General features: G+C 74.0%; 25 protein-coding genes. 9 read left to right on the forward strand and 16 right to left on the reverse strand.

The genetic code is table 11. The features are described 5' to 3' along the window. Positions 1-2 precede the first annotated feature (2 nt). From QP939_RS43220 to QP939_RS43230, 3 genes are all read left to right on the forward strand, one after another. On the forward strand, positions 3-941 hold the full coding sequence (locus QP939_RS43220; RefSeq protein WP_285452574.1) for an NAD(P)/FAD-dependent oxidoreductase: 939 nt from the start codon (positions 3-5) through the stop codon (positions 939-941). Positions 942-981: 40 nt separating this feature from the next. Next, positions 982-1,431 (forward strand): group II truncated hemoglobin, encoded by a 450-nt coding sequence (locus tag QP939_RS43225; RefSeq protein ID WP_285452575.1) that lies wholly within the window; start codon positions 982-984, stop codon positions 1,429-1,431. 151 nt (positions 1,432-1,582) lie between these two features. Further along, positions 1,583-2,149, forward strand: coding sequence for a TIGR03086 family metal-binding protein (locus QP939_RS43230; RefSeq protein WP_285452576.1), 567 nt, complete (start codon positions 1,583-1,585; stop codon positions 2,147-2,149). On the opposite strand, the gene QP939_RS43235 is transcribed toward QP939_RS43230, so the two are convergent. From QP939_RS43235 to QP939_RS43260, 6 genes are all read right to left on the reverse strand, one after another. Beyond that, positions 2,121-3,026 (reverse strand): NAD-dependent protein deacetylase, encoded by a 906-nt coding sequence (locus QP939_RS43235; protein WP_285452577.1) that lies wholly within the window; start codon positions 3,024-3,026, stop codon positions 2,121-2,123. The two genes, QP939_RS43230 and QP939_RS43235, sit on opposite strands and share 29 nt — an antisense overlap. Next, on the reverse strand, positions 3,026-3,928 hold the full coding sequence (locus QP939_RS43240) for a bifunctional helix-turn-helix transcriptional regulator/GNAT family N-acetyltransferase (RefSeq protein ID WP_285452578.1): 903 nt from the start codon (positions 3,926-3,928) through the stop codon (positions 3,026-3,028). The genes QP939_RS43235 and QP939_RS43240 overlap by 1 nt, the downstream gene beginning before the upstream one ends. A 194-nt stretch (positions 3,929-4,122) precedes the next feature. After that, positions 4,123-5,055, reverse strand: coding sequence for a DUF3800 domain-containing protein (locus tag QP939_RS43245; protein ID WP_285452579.1), 933 nt, complete (start codon positions 5,053-5,055; stop codon positions 4,123-4,125). A gap of 112 nt (positions 5,056-5,167) precedes the next feature. Beyond that, positions 5,168-5,596 carry a Rieske (2Fe-2S) protein gene (locus QP939_RS43250; protein WP_285452580.1) on the reverse strand — a complete coding sequence of 143 codons (429 nt, stop codon included), beginning with the start codon at positions 5,594-5,596 and terminating at the stop codon, positions 5,168-5,170. Positions 5,597-5,609: 13 nt separating this feature from the next. Further along, positions 5,610-6,158 carry a DUF6529 family protein gene (locus QP939_RS43255; RefSeq protein WP_285452581.1) on the reverse strand — a complete coding sequence of 183 codons (549 nt, stop codon included), beginning with the start codon at positions 6,156-6,158 and terminating at the stop codon, positions 5,610-5,612. Continuing rightward, a complete protein-coding gene (locus QP939_RS43260) occupies positions 6,158-6,817 on the reverse strand; it encodes a hypothetical protein (protein ID WP_285452582.1) in 660 nt (219 codons plus the stop codon). The genes QP939_RS43255 and QP939_RS43260 overlap by 1 nt, the downstream gene beginning before the upstream one ends. Before the next feature lie 133 nt (positions 6,818-6,950). Between QP939_RS43260 and QP939_RS43265 the strand changes: the two genes are divergently transcribed. After that, positions 6,951-7,973 carry an alpha/beta hydrolase gene (locus QP939_RS43265; protein ID WP_285452583.1) on the forward strand — a complete coding sequence of 341 codons (1,023 nt, stop codon included), beginning with the start codon at positions 6,951-6,953 and terminating at the stop codon, positions 7,971-7,973. Next, on the forward strand, positions 7,970-8,824 hold the full coding sequence (locus QP939_RS43270) for an alpha/beta fold hydrolase (protein ID WP_285452584.1): 855 nt from the start codon (positions 7,970-7,972) through the stop codon (positions 8,822-8,824). Before QP939_RS43265 ends, QP939_RS43270 begins: the two co-directional genes overlap by 4 nt. Here QP939_RS43270 and QP939_RS43275 read toward each other — a convergent pair. From QP939_RS43275 to ligD (QP939_RS43295), 5 genes are all read right to left on the reverse strand, one after another. After that, positions 8,785-9,123, reverse strand: a complete 339-nt coding sequence (locus QP939_RS43275) for a DoxX family protein (RefSeq protein ID WP_285452585.1) — start codon at positions 9,121-9,123, stop codon at positions 8,785-8,787. The genes QP939_RS43270 and QP939_RS43275 overlap by 40 nt on opposite strands. A 100-nt stretch (positions 9,124-9,223) precedes the next feature. Further along, positions 9,224-9,679 carry a GNAT family N-acetyltransferase gene (locus tag QP939_RS43280; RefSeq protein WP_285452586.1) on the reverse strand — a complete coding sequence of 152 codons (456 nt, stop codon included), beginning with the start codon at positions 9,677-9,679 and terminating at the stop codon, positions 9,224-9,226. Beyond that, positions 9,676-10,650, reverse strand: a complete 975-nt coding sequence (ligD, locus tag QP939_RS43285) for a non-homologous end-joining DNA ligase (RefSeq protein ID WP_285452587.1) — start codon at positions 10,648-10,650, stop codon at positions 9,676-9,678. The genes QP939_RS43280 and ligD (QP939_RS43285) overlap by 4 nt, the downstream gene beginning before the upstream one ends. 40 nt (positions 10,651-10,690) lie before the next feature. Beyond that, entirely contained in the window at positions 10,691-11,110 is a 420-nt protein-coding gene (locus tag QP939_RS43290) for a DUF6292 family protein (protein WP_285452588.1), read from the reverse strand. Positions 11,111-11,401: 291 nt separating this feature from the next. Further along, a complete protein-coding gene (ligD, locus tag QP939_RS43295) occupies positions 11,402-12,325 on the reverse strand; it encodes a non-homologous end-joining DNA ligase (RefSeq protein ID WP_285459978.1) in 924 nt (307 codons plus the stop codon). 90 nt (positions 12,326-12,415) lie between these two features. On the opposite strand from ligD (QP939_RS43295), the gene QP939_RS43300 reads away from it, so the two are divergent. After that, positions 12,416-12,637, forward strand: a complete 222-nt coding sequence (locus QP939_RS43300) for a hypothetical protein (RefSeq protein WP_285452589.1) — start codon at positions 12,416-12,418, stop codon at positions 12,635-12,637. 1 nt (position 12,638) lies between these two features. On the opposite strand, the gene QP939_RS43305 is transcribed toward QP939_RS43300, so the two are convergent. Beyond that, complete coding sequence (locus QP939_RS43305) at positions 12,639-13,382, reverse strand: GAF and ANTAR domain-containing protein (RefSeq protein ID WP_285452590.1); 744 nt, start codon at positions 13,380-13,382, stop codon at positions 12,639-12,641. A gap of 114 nt (positions 13,383-13,496) precedes the next feature. Between QP939_RS43305 and QP939_RS43310 the strand changes: the two genes are divergently transcribed. Then, on the forward strand, positions 13,497-14,228 hold the full coding sequence (locus tag QP939_RS43310) for a GAF and ANTAR domain-containing protein (RefSeq protein ID WP_285452591.1): 732 nt from the start codon (positions 13,497-13,499) through the stop codon (positions 14,226-14,228). Between the two features lie 186 nt (positions 14,229-14,414). Further along, positions 14,415-15,629 (forward strand): SpoIIE family protein phosphatase, encoded by a 1,215-nt coding sequence (locus tag QP939_RS43315; RefSeq protein ID WP_285452593.1) that lies wholly within the window; start codon positions 14,415-14,417, stop codon positions 15,627-15,629. Positions 15,630-15,632: 3 nt separating this feature from the next. Here the strand turns inward: QP939_RS43315 and QP939_RS43320 are convergent, their stop codons facing one another. Both QP939_RS43320 and QP939_RS43325 read right to left on the reverse strand, forming a co-directional pair. Continuing rightward, positions 15,633-16,028: an STAS domain-containing protein gene (locus tag QP939_RS43320; protein ID WP_331659998.1), complete on the reverse strand. Its 396-nt coding sequence runs from the start codon at positions 16,026-16,028 to the stop codon at positions 15,633-15,635. Positions 16,029-16,129: 101 nt separating this feature from the next. After that, on the reverse strand, positions 16,130-16,861 hold the full coding sequence (locus QP939_RS43325) for an ANTAR domain-containing protein (protein ID WP_285452597.1): 732 nt from the start codon (positions 16,859-16,861) through the stop codon (positions 16,130-16,132). 174 nt (positions 16,862-17,035) lie between these two features. Between QP939_RS43325 and QP939_RS43330 the strand changes: the two genes are divergently transcribed. Beyond that, positions 17,036-17,974 (forward strand): PfkB family carbohydrate kinase, encoded by a 939-nt coding sequence (locus QP939_RS43330; protein WP_285452611.1) that lies wholly within the window; start codon positions 17,036-17,038, stop codon positions 17,972-17,974. Here QP939_RS43330 and ligD (QP939_RS52325) read toward each other — a convergent pair. Next, on the reverse strand, positions 17,971-18,861 hold the full coding sequence (gene ligD, locus QP939_RS52325) for a non-homologous end-joining DNA ligase (protein ID WP_434219605.1): 891 nt from the start codon (positions 18,859-18,861) through the stop codon (positions 17,971-17,973). The two genes, QP939_RS43330 and ligD (QP939_RS52325), sit on opposite strands and share 4 nt — an antisense overlap. Beyond that, positions 18,831-19,550 carry a DNA polymerase ligase N-terminal domain-containing protein gene (locus QP939_RS52330; protein ID WP_434219606.1) on the reverse strand — a complete coding sequence of 240 codons (720 nt, stop codon included), beginning with the start codon at positions 19,548-19,550 and terminating at the stop codon, positions 18,831-18,833. The genes ligD (QP939_RS52325) and QP939_RS52330 overlap by 31 nt, the downstream gene beginning before the upstream one ends. Positions 19,551-19,918: the final 368 nt, after the last annotated feature.

Genomic DNA, 19,918 nt, shown 5'->3' on the forward strand with positions numbered 1-19,918 from the left:
ACATGACCGAAAACAGCTATGACGTCCTGGTGGTGGGAGGCGGCGCGGCCGGCCTCAACGCCGCGCTGATGCTGGGCCGCGCACGGCGGCGCGTCGTGGTCGTCGACGGCGGGGCCCCGCGCAACGCGCCCGCGTCGCACATGCACGGCTTCATCTCCCGTGACGGCCTGCCGCCGTCGGAACTGCTCAAGATCGGCCGAGAAGAGCTGGCCGGTTACGGAGTCGAGCTCGTCGAAGACACCGTGACGAGCCTCGAGCCGGGTTTCACCGCGAAGCTCGGCAGCGGCCGGGAGCTGACCGCCCGGCGGGTCCTGCTCGCCACCGGCGTCCACGACGACCTACCGGACCTGCCCGGGCTGCGGGAAAGCTGGGGCACCGACGCGGTGACCTGCCCCTACTGCCACGGCTACGAAGTCCGCGACCAGCCGCTCGGCGTGCTCGGCACCGAACCCGCGAGCGTCGAGCACGCCCTGCTGGTCCGCCAGTGGTCGCCCGACGTCGTGTACTTCGCGCACGCCGTCCCACCGTCCGAAGAGGACCGGGAGCGGCTCGACGCGCGCGGCATCCGCGTCGTCGACGGTGAAGTCACCGCCCTCCGGCGCGAAGGCGGCCACCTCACCGGGGTCGAGGTGGGCGGCCGGGTCGTGGCGCGGACCGCGCTGTTCCTCCGCACCCGGACCGTGCCGCACGACGAGCTGCTCCACGGACTCGGCTACGACGCCGACGCCACCGACCCGTCCGGGAAGACGAACGTGCCGGGCGTGTGGGTGGCCGGGAACGTCGCCGACGCGCGGGCGACCGTGGTCATCGCCGCGGCGATGGGCGCGTCCGCGGCGGGCGCGCTGAACCACGACCTCGTCACCGAGGACGTCCGGCGGGCGGTCGAGGCGTTCGGCGGCTTCACCCCGGCCGCCGAACGCGCGGCCGCGGCGGCGCGCTGACGCCCTGGCGTTCGGCGGCCGCGCGTGCGAGGCTCGCCGGGTGCGCCCGACGCTCTACGAGTTCGCCGGCGGCGACCCAGCGTTCCTCGCCCTGGCCGCCGCCCACCACGAGCGCTGCCTGGCCGACCCGGAGCTGAACCACCCGTTCTCGCACCCGGGGCAGCACCCGCGGCACGTCGAACGGCTGGCCTGGTACTGGGCCGAAGTCATGGGCGGGCCGCCGCGGTTCTCGGCCGGGTGCGGCGACCACTCGGGGATGCTGCGGATGCACGCGGGCAACGGCGACATGAGCGACCTCGGCCGCCGGTTCGTCGCCTGCTTCGTGCGGGCGGCGGACGACGCGGGCCTGCCCGCCGACCCCGAGTTCCGCGCCGCGCTGCGGGCCTACATGGAGTGGGCGGTGGCCGAGGTGCTCACCTACCCGGGCCCGGCCGACGAGGTGCCCGCCGGGCTGGCCGTGCCGCGGTGGTCGTGGGACGGGCTCGTGTAACGACCGGGGCGTCCCCCGCGTCTAGCAGACAGCGACCGGCTGTGGAGGTCCGTCGCCGAGCCGGTCCGGCCGGGTATCCCCCCACCCGTCCGGGCCGGCTCGTCCGAAACCCGCCAGCGGCGAGCCCGCGCGCCGGGCCAGACTGGGCGGCATGGCTCTCGACCGTTTCCTGCTGGCGAGCAAGGGTTTCGCCGACCACCTGCGCGCGGTGTCCCCGGATCGGTGGACCGCGCCGACACCATGCACGGAGTGGGACGTGCGGGCCCTGGTCAACCACATGACCCGCGGCAACATCAACTACGTCGGGCTCCTGCGCGGCGCCACCCGGGAGGAGTTCCTGGCGCTGCGCGACGCCGACGCGCTCGGGGACGACCCGGTCGGCGCGTTCGCCGAGTCGGTGCGGGTCTTCGCGGCCGCCTTCGCCGAGGACGGCGCGCTGGACCGCGTCGTCGACTACCCGCTCGGGAAGCTCACCGGAGGGCGGGCGCTGGACGTCCGCACGGCCGACAGCGCCGTGCACACCTGGGACCTCGCCCGCGCCCTCGGCGCCGACGACACCCTCGACCCGAGCCTGGTCGCGTGGCTCGACGAGGACTTCGACGCGATCTACGCTGGGCTCGCGCTGGGCCCGCGGTTCTTCGCCGCCCCGCCGCCCGGCCCGCCCGGCGCGTCGCGCCAGGACCGGCTCCTCACGCGGTTCGGCCGCGATCCTCGCTGACGCCGCAGCCCAGCCGCCCGGCCAGTTCGGTCAGCGCGTGCCCCAGCGGCCGGTCGACGCGCACCGACGCGTAGCGGTCGCCGCGGGTCTCGCCCTGGTTGACGATCACGACCGGCTTGCCCGCGGCCGCCGCGTGGCGGACGAACCGCAGCCCGGACATCACGGTCAAGGACGAACCCAGCACGAGCACCGCTTCCGCGTCGTCGACCAGCCGGTAGCACCGCTCGACCCGCGGCCGGGGCACGTTCTCGCCGAAGAACACGACGTCAGGCTTGAGCACGCCGTCGCAGTCCGCGCACGGCACCGGCGTGAACCGGCGCACGACGGCTTCGGGCAGCTCGACGTCGCCGTCCGGGTTGATCCGAGTGGCTTCGCCCTCGAACGCCGGGTTCGCCGCCCGCAGCCGCCGGTCCAGCTCGGCGCGCGGGCTGGTGCGGCGGCAGGACAGGCAGATCACGCGGTCGAGGCTGCCGTGCAGCTCGACCGCGTCCGCGGTGCCCGCCGCCTGGTGCAGGCCATCGACGTTCTGCGTGATGACGCCGGAGACGTACCCTTCGTCGCGCAGGGCCGCGACCGCGCGGTGGCCGTCGTTCGGGTCGGCGCGGGCGATCGTGCGCCAGCCGAGGTGACTGCGCGCCCAGTACCGCTGCCGCCCTTCGGCGCTGGTGACGAACTCGTCGTAGGTCATCGGCGTGTGCCGGCGCAGGCTGCCGGACTCCCCGCGGTAGTCGGGGATGCCGGATTCGGTGGACAGGCCGGCGCCGCTGAGCACGGCGACGCGGCCGCGCGCGACGACGTCGGTCAGCTCGTCGAGGCTGGACGTCCGCGGCAGCGGCGCGTCCGCCGACGTCCAGGTCAGGGTGGGGCGGGTCCGCACTACGCCAGGGTACGTGGGCCGCCGAGGTGCTTCTCGAACCAGTGATCGGCGTAGTGCTCGTCGTTGAACGGCGCGACCTCGCGGTAGCCCGCCGCCCGGTACAAGCCGATCGCTTCGGCGAGCGCGCGGTTCGTCTCCAGCCGCAGGGTGCGGACGCCCTCGGCGGCCGCGTGCGCCTCCAGCTCGCTCAGCAGCCGCCGGCCCAGCCCGAGACCGCGGGCCGAACGCGCCACCCACATCCGCTTGAGTTCGGCGGGCGCGTCGCCGTGGAACTTCAGCGCCCCGCACCCGACCGGCTCGCCGTGCAGCCGGGCCACCAGCAGCACCCCGGCGGGCGGGGTCATTTCGGCGTCGGCGGCGGAAATGCTGAGCTCGGGGTCGAAGCCCTCGTCGAACCGTTCGGTCAGCTCGGCGAAGTAGGCGCGCAGGCAGAACCGCGCGTCCGGGTGCACCGGCGAGCTCGGGGCGACCTCGACGGCCGAAGCCGTCAGGAGCCGCTCGACCTCGGCCATCGCGGTGACGAGCCGGGTGCGCTGGCCGCCGGACAGCGGGGCGAGAATCGCGGCGGCCGCGTCGTCGGAGAGCCGGTCGAGCGTCGCGCGTTCAGCCCGCCCGGCTTCGGTGAGCCGCGTGGTGCGGACGCGGCCGTCGGCGCCGCTGGGCTCGACGCGCACGAGGCCGTCGGCCTCCAGCCCGCGCAGCAGCCTGCTCAGGTAGCCGGAGTCGAGGTCGAGCCGTTCCCGCAGCTCACGGACGTCCCGGCCACCGTCGCCGATCTCCCACAGCACCCGCGCCTGGCCGAGCGGGCGGGCGCGGGCCAGGAAGGCGTCGTCGAGCGCGCCGATCCGCTGGGTGACCGTCCGGTTGAACCGCCGGACGCCGTCGACCAGGTCGCGGTCCATTCCCTGACTATAGTCAGAGAATTGCCAGTAACACGCCTGCGCGCGACTACCCCGGTGTCCGGGGCTGCTCGCGCCGCAGTTCGCGCGAGTTCCAGGAGCGTTCCGCCGCGACATGCGCCTGGTCGACGGCGACGACCTCGGCAGCAGGCTCGCCGCGACCGGCGGCGCCCTCGCCTACATGGCGCCCGAGCGGTTCACCGACGCGGGTGTTCAGCCGCTGAGCCGTCCCACACCGACTCGGTGTCCACAAAGGACGCCAGCAGGGTGGTCAGCCGGACGTCGCCGCGGCCGTTCAGCTCGTCGGAGGCGATCCGCCGGGCCACCCCGGCGAGGAAGTCCGCTATCTGCACCCGCGCGTCGGAGCGGGAGTCGACGAACCGGACGTCGGCGAGGCGGTGGCCGAGAACGGCCTTCAACTGCAGGACGCGTTCGGCGGTCAGGGCGAGCTGCTCGTCGTGGACCAGGGAAACCGGCGTGCCGTCCGCGCTCCAGTGCCGGACGGTGTGGAGCACCGCGGGCACCAGCGGGTCCAGCACCGGCACCAGCCCGGGGTCGCTCGCCAGCCGCGCGCGGTAGGCGGCGACGCGCTCGCCGCCGTCGCGGAACCGCGCGACGATCTCCCCGGCTTCGCCCGGCACGTCGGCGAGTTCGCGGACCAGGGCGAAGAAAGCTTGCGGTGACGTCGTCACGCCGCGGCGCGGGTTCAGCCGCAGCACGCTGGTGAACGCCGTCAGGAAGTAGTCCCAGCGCGCGGCCCCGAAGGCGGCCGGGCCCGCGCGGTGGAGCGAGCGGGCCATCGCGTCGGTGCCGTCCTCGGCCAGCAGCCGGACCGCCGCGCGCACGGCGAAGAACGTCTTGTCGGTCAGGTGCACGTGGCCGTGCCCGGCGAGCGGGCCGCCGGGGTCGAGCAGCCACTCGAGCACCGGCCGGTGCTTGGCGCGCAGCAGGTGGTTGGCCTTGTACTCCTCGGCGGGCGAGCCGATGCGGGCCCGGATCTCCCGCACGCAGGCGGCCGCGGCCTCGGGCGAGAGCCGCACGCCCGCGTGGGCGAAGACGTCGGTTTCGCCGCCGAGCAGGTTTTCGCCCTCCGAGCCCGACTCGTCGCAGGCGATCTCGACCGGGCTCACCGCTCCGATGGTGCCAGACGCGCGCACCGGTGGCGACCGATTACCGGCAGGCCCCGCCCCGCCGTCGTGAGTGTTTAGGGCGGTTCTAACCGCCCTAAACACTCACGACGGGTCAGGCGAGGGTGATGCGGCCGCCGGTGACCGTGATCGTCTTCTTCTCCAATGGCCGGGCGGCCGGGCCGTTCGCGACCGAGCCGTCGGCGATCGCGAACTCGCTGCCGTGGCAGGGACACGCGATCTTGCCGTCCGCGACCTTGTCGACGGTGCAGCCCTGGTGCGTGCAGACCGCCGAGAACGCCGCGAACGTGCCCGCCGTCGGTTGCGTCACTACTACCTGCTTGTCCGCGAACACCTTGCCGCCGCCGACCGGCACGTCGGCGGCCGCGCCGAGCTCGGTGCCCGCCGCCGGAGCGGGCTGCTGCTGAGCCGCGGACGTCGGCGTGGCACCGCTGCCGTAGGTGCTGCACCCGGCCAGCAGCCCGGCGCTCGCGGCCGCGAGCGCCGTCCGGCGCGTCACCGAGCGGTCTTCGTCGTCGCGCATGTCGTTCTCCGCTTCAGAAAGTCAGGCCGGACCAGGTGAAGAACCACAGGGACGCGCTCAGCCACAGCCCGACGAGCGCGGTGAAGACCAGGCCGCCGACCACCGGCAGCGTCCACGCGGGCGCGCCGTCCTTGCGCAGCAACAGCATCTTCGCCACGAACACGCCGTAGAAGAAGCAGCCGAGCAGCGAGTGCAGCAGGACCCGCGTGTCGAACGCCTGGAAGCCGAGCGCGTAGAGGCAGTGCAGGGCGACCGGGATCGACACGAGGAACGCCAGCCGTCCCGACCAGCGGTGCACCGGCGCGACCCACGCGGGCGCGGCGCCGCGGCACTTGCCGTACATCGCCAGCGCCGAGACCAGCTGCACGAGGGCCAGCACGACGACGACCGTGGCGAGCCACGCCTTCACCGACTGCGCACTGGAGAACCCCGCGACGTTGACCGCGACGCCGGTCGGCGTGTGCAAGCTGCCGTAGACGCCGAGCACCACCGCCACGACAGCGCCGGCCAGCAAGGGGACCAGGAGCGCGCCCGCGGCGCGGTTCCCCACCGGGGCCGCCATCAGAAGTCACCGCTTCCGGCCAGGCCGCTGACCGGCTCGGCGGTCAGCGGGGCGCCGTCGACGGTGGCGGTGCTCGCCGCCGGGTCGAGGGCCGGGGCGGCGACGGACTCGTCGCCGGTCGTGAGGATGCCGACCTGGCTGCCGTCGGGCTGCACGATCCAGCCGGCCTTGCCGCCGTTCTTCGTCGTCGCCCGGTAGAGCCCGGCGGGTTTCTTCGCGGTCGGCGCGGTGAACTGCCACGTCTTCCCGGCCGCCGTCACGGTCCCGGTGACCGCGGCCGCGTCGAAGGTGCCGGTCAGGCTACTGTTCTTGGCGCCCTTGAGGTCCAGCTTCCCGCCCGCGGTGACGCCCTGCAGCCAGGCTTCGACCTTCTTGCCGTCGCAGAGGTACGCGATGGCGCGGCCGTCGCGCACCGACACGGCGACCGACGCGCCGCCGCCCGTCACGCGCCCGGCGTAGTCGGCCCGCGCGGGTGCCTGCGGCGCTTCCGACGTCGGCTTCGGCGGTGGTGGTTCCACCGTGGTGCTCGCGGTACCCACCACGCTCGCGGCCCCGGCGACCGGCGCGGCGCCGGTCCCCGTCGCCAGGTTGACGATCCCGATCCCGCCGGCGAGCGCGACGCCCGCGAGCAGGGTGAACAACGGCCCCGGATGTTTCATGGTCTTCCCCGCATCCCTCTACCCACCACCGTGTCCCTAACACGGGGGTCGGGCCGAAACGGCTCAACGCTACGCGCGGAAAAGAGGTATCGCTTAGCCCCCGCAACCGGTTGGGCCGTGGTTGACTGGCGGCATGCTGCCCTGGGACGGCGACCTCGCCGGCCGGCTCGACCGGCACACCGTCGACTCCGCGCTGCTGCGGGACAACCCGCTCGGCGACCCGCACGAGCGGCCGCTGTGGGTGTACGTCCCGCCGGGCTACGACGAGAGCACCGAGCGGTACCCGGCGGTGTACGTGATCCAGGGCTACACCGGGCACCTGACGATGTGGGCCAACCGGACGCCGTTCCGGCAGCCGTTCGTGGAGACGGCGGACGCGGTGTTCGCGGCGGGCGCACCGGGCTGCGTCGTGGTGTACGTCGACGCGTGGACCGCGTACGGCGGTTCGCAGTTCGTCGACTCGCCGGGCACGGGCCGCTACCACTCGTACTTGTGCGACGAGATCGTGCCGTGGGTGGACGCGCGCTACCGCACGATCCCGGACCGCGAGTCCCGCGCGATCGCGGGCAAGTCGTCGGGCGGGTTCGGCGCGATGATCACGCCGATGCTGCGCCCCGACCTGTTCGGCGCGCTGGCGACCCACGCGGGCGACTCGCTGTACGAGCTGTGCTACCTGCCGGACTTCGGCAAGGCGGTGCGCGCGCTGCGCGAGTACGACCAGGACATCCAGGCGTGGTGGGCGGATTTCCGGAGCCGCCCGGCGTTCACCAAGCCGGAAGACGCGAACCTGCTGCAGCTGATCGGCGTTTCGGCGTGCTTCTCGGCGGACCAGGAAGGAAGGCCGGAGCTGCCGTTCGACCCGGCGACGGGCGTGCTGCGGCCGCGGGTGTGGCAGCGCTGGCTGGACTGGGACCCGGTCCGCATGGTCCCCGGCCACGCGTCGGCGATCCGCGAGCTCCGCGCGGTGTGGATCGACGCGGGCACGAGCGACGAGTACTTCCTCGACGTCGGCGCGCAGGCGTTCCGGGCGGAGGTGGCGAAGGCGGGCCTGCCGGACGAGCGGGTGCGCTTCGAGCTGTTCGACGCGGGCCATGCCGCGATCGACTACCGCTACCCGCTTTCGCTCGCCTGGCTGGCGGAACGGCTGGCCCGGTGAACGAGACCGATCTTTCCCTGCCCGGCGGCCGAACCCTGCACGTCTACGACACCGGCGGCCCGGCCCGGCTGACCGTGCTCTGGCACCACGGCACCCCGAACCTCGGCACGCCACCCCGCCCCCTGCTGCCGCTCGCCGAAAAGCTCGGCCTCCGCTGGATCTCCTACGACCGGCCCGGCTACGGATCCTCCACCCCCGCGCCCGGCCGCGCCGTCGGCGACGCCGCCATCTGGGCCAGCGCCGTCGCCGATGCCCTCGGGATCGAGCGCTTCGCCGTCATGGGCCACTCCGGTGGCAGCTCGCACGCCCTCGCCACCGCCGCGCGGCTGACCGACCGCGTCGTCGCCGTCGCGAGCCTCGCCGCCGTCGCGCCCTTCGGCGCCGAAGGCTGGTTCGACGGCATGGCCGCGGCCGGCAAGGCATCTCTCGAAGCCGCCGCCAAAGGCCGGGCCGCGAAAGAACAGTACGAAGCCACCGCCGAATTCGATCCGGACGTCTTCACCGAAGCCGACTTCGCCGCCCTGAAAGGCGACCACTCCTGGCTCGACGACGTCGTCCGCGGCGCCCTCGAACACGGCAACGGTGGCCTCGTCGACGACGACCTCGCCTACGTCGCCCCCTGGGACGCCGACCCGGCGGAGATCACCGCCCCCGTTCTGCTGCTGCACGGCGAAGACGACCGGATGATCCCCGCCGCCCACAGCGCGTGGCTCGCGCGGCGGTGCCCCGGCGCCGAACTCCGGACCACGCCCGGCGACGGGCACCTCTCCGTGCTTCGCCACGCCGCCGACGCCCTCGCGTGGCTCGCCGGTCACAGCAGCGCCAGCGAAGCCACCGCGGGCGCCATGTAGATCAGCGGGAACACCAGGTGCGAGTACACCCGCGCCCGCGCCACCGTGACGACCGCGCCGAGGAAGTACAGCACCAGCCCGATCGCCGCCGCGACGCCGATCGGCGGCACGAACACCCCGGCGACCAAGCCGACCGCTCCGGCCGCCTTCGCCGTGCCGAGCAGCGGCCACCACGACTCGGGCACGCCGTACGCCGTGATCGGCTCCACGACCCACTTCGCGCGGGTGAAGACCGAGACGGCCGAGAAGCCGGCCAGTGCGGCGCCGACGAGGGTGACGATCACGTACGCGGTGGACATCGGAACTCCTTCGGGGAACCGCGGACGCCGGGGTTCCGGGTCCGTCACCCCCTCGACTCCGCCGCCGGAACCGATGTGACAGCCGGATTCGTGACGGCGGTCACAGCGTCAGCCGGACCACCGTTTCGCCGTGGTCGACCTCGCCGGTCGGGCGGAACCCGTACTCGCGGTAGAACGGCCCCGGCCCGTCCGGCTGGTGGCTCGTCAGCAGCTCGGTGCCGCCGTCGGCCCGCACCAGCGCGACGACCTCGTCGAGCACCGCGCGGCCGAACCCGCGCCCCTGGTGCCGTCCGTCGATGAGCAGCCGCCACAGGAAGTACGGCCCGAGGATGCCGGGGCGGCCGGGCGGGACGTTCCAGCTCAGCATCACGAAGCCGACCGGTTCGCCGTCCGCGTACACCGCCCGGAACCACGGCTCGGCCTCGGGCGTGCTCGCCGCGTCCTCGAGCGACCGGGCCACCGAAGCGACGAACCGCTCCTGCCCCGGCCGCACCCGCAACGCGCACACGGCATCCCGGTTCTCGTCGGTGATTTCGACCAGCCGCACCGAACTCACGGGACGCGCACCTCGTCCGGCGTCCGGTCCGGGCGCAGTCCGCGCCACGACGTGTGCCGCAGCCGCCGGTCCGGCGTCATCCGCCGGTAGACGACCTCGCCGACGAGCGTCGGCGCCACCCACTGCGCACCCCGGGCGCGGTCGCGCGGAACCTCGGTGGCGAACGGGCTCTCCGCGCGGGCCAGCGGCGCGAGGACCTCGCGGAGGTGGTCGAGCGCGTCGTCGGTGAACCCGGTGCCGACGTCGCCGAGGTACACCAGCGCCCCTTCGTCGTCGTACGCACCGAGCAGCAACGCGCCGAGCGTGCCCGCGCGGCGGCCCGCCCCGGTGCGCCAGCCGCCGATGACGACTTCGCGTGTCTGCGTCAGCGCGTGCTTCGTCCACAGCGGCGAACGGGCACCCGGCAGGTACGGCGCGTCCAGGCGCTTCGCGACGACGCCTTCGATGCCGTGCTGGGCCGCCGTCGCCAGGAGCTGGTCCGGCGCGATGTCGGCGCGGGTGTACCACGGCGGCACGACGAGCCTGCCGTCCTCGGGCTCGAGCAGCTCCGCCAGCAGCGCGCGCCGCTGTTCGTACGGCAGGTTCAGCAGGGACTCGTCGTCGACGCGCAGCAGGTCGAACGCGAAGTAGACGACCGGGACCTCGGCCTGCAGCTTCGCCGTCGGCTCGTACATGGCGCGGCGCTGCATCAGCTCGAACTCGGGCCGCCCGGCCGCGTTCAGCGCGACGACCTCGCCGTCGAGCACCGCCACCCGGCCGCCGAGCGCGGCGCCGAAGACGTCCTGCAGCTCCGGGTAGCGGTCGGTGTGGTCGCTGCCGCTGCGGCTGGTGATCTTGGCCTGCCCGTCGGCCGCGACGCGCACGCAGCCGCGGAAACCGTCCCACTTCCACTCGTAGCCGTGGCGGTCGTCGTCCGGCAGTGGCCCGTCGACGGCCAGCATCGGCGCCACGGCGTCCGGCACCGTCCCCATCGCCACCTCCCCCAACGCGTGGGGAGGATCTTAGGCCGTCTCAGCCGGCGGGCAGCAATGGCAGCAGTTCCTGGTGGCTGCCCGCGCGGCGCAGGACGGGCGACCGGGGTCCGCCTGGCCCCAGGTCACCGGCCCGCAGGGCGGCCAGGAACCGCACGATCGCGCGCGGCGGCGGCAGGATGTCGGCCCCGCCGAGGTAGGCCAGCACGATCATCTCCTCCCCGCACGCCGCCTCGACGGCGACGGCCCAGCCGTGCACCTCGTCCCAGAGCAGCGCCACGTCGCGCTCGGGGAACCGGCGCAGCCGCCAGTCCACCGCGACGTAGGCCGACACCGGGACGTCCACGTCCACGGTGCAGGACTCGAGGCCGAAGCCGAGCGCGCCGGCCACCTCGCCGAGATAGGCGCGCAGGCCGCGCTGGAACCAGAACTCGAGATCGGTGTCGATCAGGCCGGACACCCGTTTCCTTTCCCTTGGTTCGACAAGAATGCGAACCGCCGCAAGATCGCTGTCGCCCGCGTTCCGACGGCCTTCGTGACGGTTCCCGCGTAGACCGTACCGAGTTCGTCCACCTTGGTGCACAACGAAAAGATCGCGATCGGCGGGACGTGCAGCCGACCGGGCCGTCTGCACGTGCAGAAGTCCACTATGGACGATCATGAACACCAGGTCGGGCTCGTTGTCCCGCAATTCCCGGCGCCCACGCGGGGATCCGCGTGCCATTCACCGGAGAATTGCGGTTCCCGAAATTCAGCCGAATGCGGGAATCGGCACGCGGGTGCGCTCCAGATCGGCGAAGAGGTCACCGAGGTCCTCGACGCGCTCCAGCACCTGCTCGGCGGTGAAGCGCAGGTGCGTGACGTGGCGGCAGGCGCGGACCTCGTCCCACGTCACCGGCGTCGACACGGTCGGCTCGTCGCGCCCGCGCAGCGAGTACGGCGCCACCGTCGTCTTGAACGGGTTGTTCTGGCTCCAGTCGATGAAGACCTTGCCCGGGCGCAGGGTTTTCGTCATCCGCGCCACGACGAGGTCGGGCGTCTCCGCGGCGAGCCGTTCGGCCAGCGCCTTGGCGTACCGCGACGTCTCGTCGCCCTCGGTGGTCACCACGCCCGCGTAGAGCTGCATCCCCTTGGAGCCGCTGGTCTTCGCGATCGGGGTGAACCCGTCGGCGGTGAGGACGTCGTGCAGCCGCTCGGCGACGCGGCAGCAGTCGACGACCGTGGCACCCGGGCCCGGGTCGAGGTCGAACACGAGCCGGTCGGGCGTGCTCCGCTCGTCGCCGTCCTCGACGGTCCACTGGTGGACGTGCAGCTCGAGCGCGGCGAGGTTGGCCGCCCACACGAGCTCGGGCAGGTCGTTGATCAGCGGGTAGTCGACGATCTCGGACTCCTTGCCGCGACCGCCGCCGACGGCCAGGCGCGCGGTGCGGACCCAGTCCGGGGCGTGCCGGGAGACGTTCTTCTCGAAGAACGAGCCACCGGTGACGCCGTCAGGGAAGCGCACGAACGTCATGGCCCGGTCGCGGATGTGCGGCAGCAGCACGGGCGCGATCCGCGTGTAGTAGTCGAGCACCTCGCCCTTGGTGAACCCGTGCCGCGGGTACAGCACCTTTTCGAGGTTCGAAAGCGTCAGCTGCCGCTCGCCCACGCGCACCGTGATCCGGCTCCCCACCACGACGCCCACGCTACCGCGCTCCCCCGCCACCGGCCGAGCCGGTCACCCATGGTTATGATGCAGTTGTATCACCAACGGGAGGGGACGCGAGTGAAGTACGACGTGCTGCAGATCGTGGGGGCGGTCCTGACGGTGGCGGGCGCGCAGGGCGCGATCCGGCTGCTGCTCGACCACGAGCACTTCGGCGTGCTCGGCTGGCTCGGCGCCGGGTTCGCCGACACGCTCGTCTGCTACCTGGTGGCGACGGCGGTGGGTGTCGTGCTCGCGGGCTGGGCGCACGACCGCGCGAAGGCGCTCGGGCGGCGGAAGTAGTTCAGGGGGTGACCTGCCCGGACACCACCCGGGCCACGAACCGCTCCGCGACGTCCCGCAGCTTCGTGTTCTCCCGCTGCGACTGCTCGACCAGCAGGGCGAACGCGTCGTCGGCGTCGATCCGGCGGATCGCCATCAGCATGCCCTTGGCCTGGTCGATGACCGCGCGCGAGGTGAGCGCCGTCCGCAGGTGCTCGGTGGTGTCGCGGGCCCGCAGGTACCGGTGGTAGACGCGGAGGACGGCCTCCACCGCGGCCGTGTACAGCTCGAGCAGCTGGGCTTCGAGCTCCGCGAAGCCGTCGTCCTGCCGTCCGTAGCAGTTGACCGCGCCGGCGAACCGTTCGTCCGCCACCAGCGGCGCGGCGAGGAAGCTCCCGAAGCCCGCTTCCCGCGCCCCGCGGGCGAAGTCCGGCCAGCGCTCGATCGCGTCCGGCACCGAGGTGCGGACGATCTTGCCGCTGCGGACCGCCTCGAGGCAGGGGCCGTCGCCGATCCGGTACTGGTCGCCGTCGAGCTCGCTCACCACCCCGCTCGTCGCCGTCGCGGTGTGCGGCTCGTCCCCGCGCACCAGGGTGACCGAGGCTTCGTCCACCCCGGGGACGGCGTGGCGCACCTGCAGGCAGACGTGCTGCAGCAGCACGCGGAAGTCGTCCTCCTCCCGCAGCACGGCGGTCAGTGCCTCGAGGGCACCGGTGACGTCGTCGAACACCGGCGACGCCGGCGCGATCCGCTCCGTCCGGTCCATGTCCGCTCCTCCCGCTCGGCGCGAAGCGCCCGGGTACCCCGTTTCCCGCCCGGCCATGTGCGCGGGGTCCCCGGATCAGGTTTGTGCGGGGTCGCCGGATGGTAATCAGCGCCCATGTCGTCGGATGAGGCCGCGCCGGGCGGGTTGCCGCTGGACGGCGAGCTGGCCGTGGTCGCCGCGCGGATGTCGGGGTTGCTGCTGTCGCGCGAGACCGTGGATTCGGTGCTCGACCTGATCGTTTCCCTGGCGGGACTGACGATCCCGGCCGCGGCGGGGGTGGGGGTGACGTTGATCGACGACGAGGGCGGGCTCGCCACGACGAGCGCGTCGGGTCCGCTGGTCCACGACGCCGACACCCTGCAGTACGAGCTCGGCGAAGGGCCCTGCCTGGCCGCGCTGAAGGAGTGCGCGCCGCTGCGGATCGACGACGTGACCACCGACCGGCGCTGGCCGCGGTGGTGCGCCGCGGCCGCCGGCGCCGGGCTGCGCTCGGTGCTGACCACCCCGCTCGTCACCGAGGACGGCTGCCAGGGCGCGATCAAGGTCTACGCGACGGCGCCCGGCGCGTTCGGCCCCGCCGACGAGCACACCCTGACGACGTTCGCCGCCCGCACCGCGGTCCTGGTCGCCAATGCCCGCGCCCGTGAGCGCGCGGGCCGGTTCAGCGACCGGTTCAAGGAGACGCTCCGCGACCGCGACCTGGTCACCGCGGCGAAGGGGTTCCTGATGGGGCGGGACGGCTTGGGCGAAGCCGCCGCGTTCGACCGGCTGCTGGAGCTGGCGCGCGACGGCGGCCGGACCCCCGCCGAAACCGCGGCGGACCTCTTGGCACCGCGGGGAAGGTGAAGCCGCCGATGCGCTTTCTGCCCGCGGAGGAGCAGCAACGGCTGCTCGCCGCCTGCTTCGCCCGCAGCGGCCTGAGCCCGGAACAGCTGTGGATGCGGTACTTCGCGCTGGGTGGCAGCCTGAGCCTGCTGGAAGCTCGACGCCTACCTGAACGGGCTGACCACGCTGCCCCGCGTCGACCGGGACATGCTCGCCCACGCCGTCAACGAGCGGCTCGACGAGCTGGCCGGGCCGCCGCGCGCGCCCTACAGCCATTCGGTGCCCGACGGGCGGCCGTTGCACGGCCCGCTGAAGGCCCTCGTCGACCTCCTGGAAGGCGCGCACCGAGCCCCGCCGGAACGGCTGCCCGCCATCGTCACCAGGGCCGCCCGCGCGCTCGACCTCCGGATCGGCGTCTACCTCGCCGACTACGACCAGCGCACGCTCGTGCCGCTGCGGCCGGGCGCCGCGGAGCTCGACATCGACAGCACGGTCGCCGGCGACGTGTTCCGCAGCGCGGGCACGACGGTCACGCGCGACGGGACCGACCCCACCCTGTGGACCGTGCTCCTCGACGGCGTCGAGCGGCTCGGCGTGCTGGAGATCGTCCCGACCGGGGGCACCGACCCCGACGACCCGGCGCTGCGCGAACAGAGCCACTGGCTGGCCACGCTGCTCGGGCACCTCGTCACCGTCACCACCCAGTACGGCGACGGCCTCGACGCCCGGCGGCGGCGACGGCACCGGGCCTCCCCCGCCGAGCTGCTGTGGCACAGCCTGCCCCCGCTCACCGGTGCGACCGAAAGCGTCGTCGTCGGCGCGAGCGTGCAGCCGGCCTACGACCTGTGCGGCACCGTGTTCGACTACGCGCTTTCGGAGGACCGGGCGCAGCTGGCGATGTTCGACGCGGGCCCGCGCGCGGACGGCGCGAGCGTCGCCGTCGTGAACGCCCTCGCCGCCTACCGCGCGGCCCGTCGCGACGGGGCCTCGCTGCCTGGGCAGTACGCCGCGGTGGGCGCCGAGCTCGCGGGCAGGGCCCCGGACCTCACCGGTGTGATCGCGGAGCTGGACCTGCGCACCGGCTGGCTGCACTGGCTCGCCACCGGGCCCACCGCGCCCGTGGTCGTCCGCCGCGGGCACGCCCTCCCCCGTGCCGAGCCCGCCGCCGCGCGGTTCACCGCGGACGACCCGGCGCCCGAGGTCACCGAGACCCGGCTCGAACCCGGCGACGTCCTCGCCGTGTACTCGCGGGGCGTGGCCGAGGAACTCGGGCACGCGCGCGCCGCGGAGCTCCTGGAGCACGGCGCCGACGCCCTGCCGCCGGAGACGGCACGCCGGATCACCCGCGCGGTCCTCGCGCACGGTGCCGACGGCCTCCGGTACGACGCCGGGGTCCTGATCGCCCGGTGGGTGCCCAGCTGAACGTCAGCAGGCGGTGTCGTGCACCCCGGCCGCCAGGAGCTCGCGCAGCGCGTCGGACAGCGACGCGAACATCGGGACCACGGCCGCCAGCCCGGTGATCCGGAACAGCCGCGCGAGGGTGCGGCTGTGCGCCACCACCCCGAACCGCCGCCCTTCGCTCCCGGCCCGCTCGGCGGCCGCCGCCAGCACGCGGGCGCCGGCCAGGCCGACGAACGCCACCCGGGTCAGGTCGACGATCGTCGTGCCGGGTGGGGCGGTCCCCAGCTCGCGCTTCAGGATCGGCAAGGTCAGCGCGTCGATCTCGCCGGCGAAGGTCAGCACGTGGAGACCGGGGCGGTACACCGTCCGGCGCGCCGTGAGCGGCGCGGACCGGCTCGGGACCGGTGGAGTCGGGGACACGGGTTCTTCAAGCCTTCCGCGCCGGCGCGGGCCGGCGTCGCTGCGACGTGATCGAGGACGGGGTCTTGATACCCAATCGTCCGATCGGGAAACGCCCCTTTTCAGGGGGACAGCGACGTGAAGGCCGACCAGAGCCGCTCCGCCGCGTCGTGGGCCGCGGGGCCGGGCCGGATCTCCCGGCTGCCCTCCACCCAGGGCAGCGGACGGCCGCCGAGGTGCTCGACCAGGGCCACGGCCAGCTCGCGGACCTTGACGTTGAACTCCTGGCTGGCGCGGCGCAGGGTCTGCCAGGCTTCGTCCGGGGAGCACCGCCGGACGGCCATGATCGCGCCTTTCGCCTGTTCGATCGCGGCGCGGGAAGCCAGCAGGTCCAGGGTCTGGTCGGGGTCGCCCGCGATCGCGGCCTCGGCGACGACCAGGGTCACCTCGGTGAGCTTCGCGAAGCGGCGCAGCACCGCCAGTGTTTCGGTGCCGGGCGGCCGGTCGAGGGTGGCCGAAAGCACGACGGCGCCGGTGTCGTCCCACGGCCCGGACAGCGCGACGGCCCCGCGCACCCCGGCGTACCGCTCGGCGGCCTCCGGAGCGGCCGCGAACACCCCGTCGCGGGTGAGCCCGGGCCAGCGCGGGTCTCCGAACAGGTCGTCCGTCGTCACCGCTTCGCCGGTGGCCGCCGCGATCGCGACCGGGCCGCCGTGGGCGAGCTGGGCGGGCGCGAGCACCTCGGCGGCGCCCACCGCGGCCAGCACCCGCGCCGGCCGGTCGCACCGGCCGACGGTCAATGCCGCGCCGAGGCACCCCGGCAGCTCGCCGGTCACCCGTTCCAGCAGGGGCACACAGCAGCTCGGTCAGCGGTCTCCACCGGTCCGCGGCGTTCATCAACGACTCGGTCACCCGCATTCTCCCGTTCGTCGGCCCTCCTTGATTACCCGAATCCGGCCAGATCCACATCCGACGTCGCCGCGACCCGAACGGCCGATCAGCGGACCCGAGGAGGCGCGGTACCGGTGATGCCCAGTGAAGTCGTCGTCGTCGGGCAGATCGCCCGCGACCTGGTGATCGAGGTTCCGGACGCGCCCGCCCCCGACTCGTCGGCGGCGGTGCGGCACCGGCGGGAGCTGCTCGGCGGGAAGGGCGCCAACCAGGCGGTGGCGCTGAGCCAGCTCGGCACGTCCGTGTCGCTGGTCGGGGTGGTCGGCCAGGACCGCACCGGCGACGCCCTGCGCGCCCAGGCCAGGGCCGACCGGATCGGGACGTCGCACGTGGTGCGCCGCCCCGGCACCGAGACCGCGCTGATCGTCGACGTGGTCGACGACGACGGCCGCCGCCGCTACCTCGAGCACATCCCGGACGGGACGCTCGTCACCGAGACCGACGTCATCGCCGCGTCCGGCCCGATCCGCGCCGCGGGCTCGCTGATCGTCCAGCTGCAGCAGCCGACCCCGGCCGCGCTGCTGGCGGCGCGGCTCGCGCACACGGCGGGCACCCGCGTCGTGCTGGACGGCGCGCCCCAGGACGAGTCCCTGACCGGGGACCTGCTGGTCCTGGCCGACGTGGTGCGCGCCGACGGCCACGAAGCCGAGCTGCTCACCGGGGAGAGCGTCGACGAGGTCGGCGCGGCGGCGCGGGCGGCCGCGGACCTCCGGCGGCGCGGGCCGTCGGTGGTCGTGCTCGAGGTGTCCGGGCAGGGCAACCTCTTCGCCGGCCCGGAAGGCACCTGGTTCGTGCCGCACGTGGAGACCGAGGTCGTCGACCCGACGGGCGCCGGGGACGCGCTGGTCGCGACGCTGACGGCGGCGCTCACCCGCCGTCGCCCGCTGGAGACGGCGGCGTGCCTGGCGGTGGCGGCCGCGGCGGCGACGACCGAGCACGCGGGCGGCCGCCCCTGCCTGTCCCGCCCGGACCTCGAGCGCCTCCAGCCGCGACAGCCGGAAACGGTGGACGCCTAGAGTCCCGGCAGCCGTTGTGCCAGGCCGAGCAGCGCCGCGAAGGGGTCGCCGCGCTCGGCGAGGCGCGGTGGGACGTCGCGGACGGTCCAGCGGTCCGGCGTGAGGTCCGGGTCGTCGAGTTCGTCCCAGTCCAGCGGGACGGAGACCGGCGCGCCCGGCTTCGGCCGCACGCTGTAGGGCGCGACGAGCGTCTTGTTCTGGACGTTCTGCGTGTAGTCGAGCCGCGCGCGGCCCCGGCGTTTGTCCTTCGTCCACGCCCAGCTGACCAGGTCGGGCAGCACGCGGCCGATCGTCTTCGACACGGTTTCCGCCCACGCGCGGGTCTGCTCGTAGGTGCAGTGCGGCGCGATCGGCACCCAGACCTGGATCCCGCGCTGCCCGGTCACCTTCGGCCGCCCGGTCAGGCCGAAGTGCTCCAGTGCCGTGCGGTGCAGCCGCGCCAGCTCCAGTACCTCGGCGAAGGTCGTCTCGGGGCCGGGGTCGATGTCGAACAGCACCCAGGTCGGGTGGTCGACGTCGGCGGCGCGGGAGGTCCAGGCGTGCAGCTCGAGGGCGCCGTAGTTCGCCAGCCAGGCGAGCGTCGCGACCCTGTCGGCGACGACGTAACGGCGGCTCTCGCCCTCCTCGGCGCGGTCGTTCTCCCACGTCGTCAGCCATTCGGGCGCGTGCCGGGGAACTTCCTTCTGCCAGAAGCCCGGCTCGGTGACGCCCTGCGGGAAGCGCTGGGTGTTGAGCGGCCGCCCGGCCAGGTACGGCAACATCACCGGCCCGACGGTGGCGTAGTACCGGATGACGTCCCGCTTGGTGACGGGCTCGCCGCCGTCGCGCGCGGGGAAGAGCACCTTGTCCAGGTTGGTCAGGGCGAGCTCCGCCCCGCGACCGACCACTTCCCCTTGGCGCCCAAGGCATCGAGGGCGGCGAGCTCGTCCTCGGAGACGGGCTCCCACCCGACGGGCTCCTCGGCCTCGGCGGCCGGGCGGTCACCGTGCCACAGAGCGGTGGGCGAGGCGGCGACCTCGTCGTTGGTGCGGCCGCTCTTCACCGAGCGGGGGTGGTCTTCGGCGTCCCAGCCGGTGTGGGCGTGCTCGTCCTGCTTGTGCAGGAGGAACCACTGTTCCTTGTCCGAGCTCCCGCGCCCGGTGCGGACGAGCACGAACCGCCCGGCGAGCTTCTCGCCGTCGAGGTCGAAGTGCAGGGTCCCGTCTTCGAGCGCGGCGGCCGGATCGGCGTCGACGGGCCGCCACACACCGCGATCCCAGACGATGACGTCCCCACCGCCGTATTCCCCGCTCGGGATGACGCCTTCGAAGTCGGCGTACTCGATGGGGTGATCTTCGACGTGCACGGCCAGCCGCCGCGCCTTCGGGTCCAGGGTCGGTCCTTTGGGGACGGCCCAGCTGACGAGGACACCGTCGAGCTCCAGCCGGAAATCGTAGTGCAGCCGCCGCGCCCGGTGCCGCTGCACGACGAAGCGGTGCCCCGCGGGCCCGGCGGCTCCACCGGCGGGCTCCGCGGTGCGGGCGAAGTCACGCATCTCCTGGTAGCGCCGCAGCTTGCGGCCCGGGGCATCGGCCATGACCCGGGAGTACCCACTCCGGGAGGTTCGATCAACCCGGCGTGCGATCTTTGGCCGCCGCCGCGGTTCCGGACCGAGGGCGGTCGCGCACAGCGCGGTCGGGTCGGCGGTTGGTCCGCTGCTCGCCACCGCCGGGTGCGGTCACATCCGCGACCGCCGCCGGTCAGCCTCGGCGCCCCGCCGCCTGCTCAGCGGCCCAGAGCGCCGCGCATCAAGGCCCGCGCCCGGTCCGTGATCGCCACACCGGCCGCATCCACAACCGCCACCGCTCGCCGCGCCCGCCAGCCCGGTCAACCGCCCCAGCGCACTCGCGCCCGCGGTCGCCCGATCCAGCGCTCAGCGCACGGGGCCAGCCCCGCGCCCCGCCC

The sequence above is a fragment of the Amycolatopsis nalaikhensis genome, from assembly GCF_030264295.1.
Lineage (GTDB): Bacteria > Actinomycetota > Actinomycetes > Mycobacteriales > Pseudonocardiaceae > Amycolatopsis > Amycolatopsis nalaikhensis.

Excerpts from the sequence above, each read along its gene's own strand:
- QP939_RS43220 (WP_285452574.1), top strand. The coding sequence starts at position 3 with ATGACCGAAAACAGCTATGACGTCCTGGTGGTGGGAGGCGGCGCGGCC.
- QP939_RS43230 (WP_285452576.1), top strand. The coding sequence starts at position 1,583 with ATGGCTCTCGACCGTTTCCTGCTGGCGAGCAAGGGTTTCGCCGACCAC.
- QP939_RS43240 (WP_285452578.1), bottom strand. The coding sequence starts at position 3,928 with ATGGACCGCGACCTGGTCGACGGCGTCCGGCGGTTCAACCGGACGGTC.
- QP939_RS43250 (WP_285452580.1), bottom strand. The coding sequence starts at position 5,596 with ATGCGCGACGACGAAGACCGCTCGGTGACGCGCCGGACGGCGCTCGCG.
- QP939_RS43255 (WP_285452581.1), bottom strand. The coding sequence starts at position 6,158 with ATGGCGGCCCCGGTGGGGAACCGCGCCGCGGGCGCGCTCCTGGTCCCC.
- QP939_RS43260 (WP_285452582.1), bottom strand. The coding sequence starts at position 6,817 with ATGAAACATCCGGGGCCGTTGTTCACCCTGCTCGCGGGCGTCGCGCTC.
- QP939_RS43265 (WP_285452583.1), top strand. The coding sequence starts at position 6,951 with ATGCTGCCCTGGGACGGCGACCTCGCCGGCCGGCTCGACCGGCACACC.
- QP939_RS43275 (WP_285452585.1), bottom strand. The coding sequence starts at position 9,123 with ATGTCCACCGCGTACGTGATCGTCACCCTCGTCGGCGCCGCACTGGCC.
- ligD (WP_285452587.1), bottom strand. The coding sequence starts at position 10,650 with ATGGGGACGGTGCCGGACGCCGTGGCGCCGATGCTGGCCGTCGACGGG.
- QP939_RS43305 (WP_285452590.1), bottom strand. The coding sequence starts at position 13,382 with ATGGACCGGACGGAGCGGATCGCGCCGGCGTCGCCGGTGTTCGACGAC.
- QP939_RS43310 (WP_285452591.1), top strand. The coding sequence starts at position 13,497 with ATGTCGTCGGATGAGGCCGCGCCGGGCGGGTTGCCGCTGGACGGCGAG.
- QP939_RS43315 (WP_285452593.1), top strand. The coding sequence starts at position 14,415 with ATGCTCGCCCACGCCGTCAACGAGCGGCTCGACGAGCTGGCCGGGCCG.
- QP939_RS43330 (WP_285452611.1), top strand. The coding sequence starts at position 17,036 with ATGCCCAGTGAAGTCGTCGTCGTCGGGCAGATCGCCCGCGACCTGGTG.
- QP939_RS52330 (WP_434219606.1), bottom strand. The coding sequence starts at position 19,550 with ATGGCCGATGCCCCGGGCCGCAAGCTGCGGCGCTACCAGGAGATGCGT.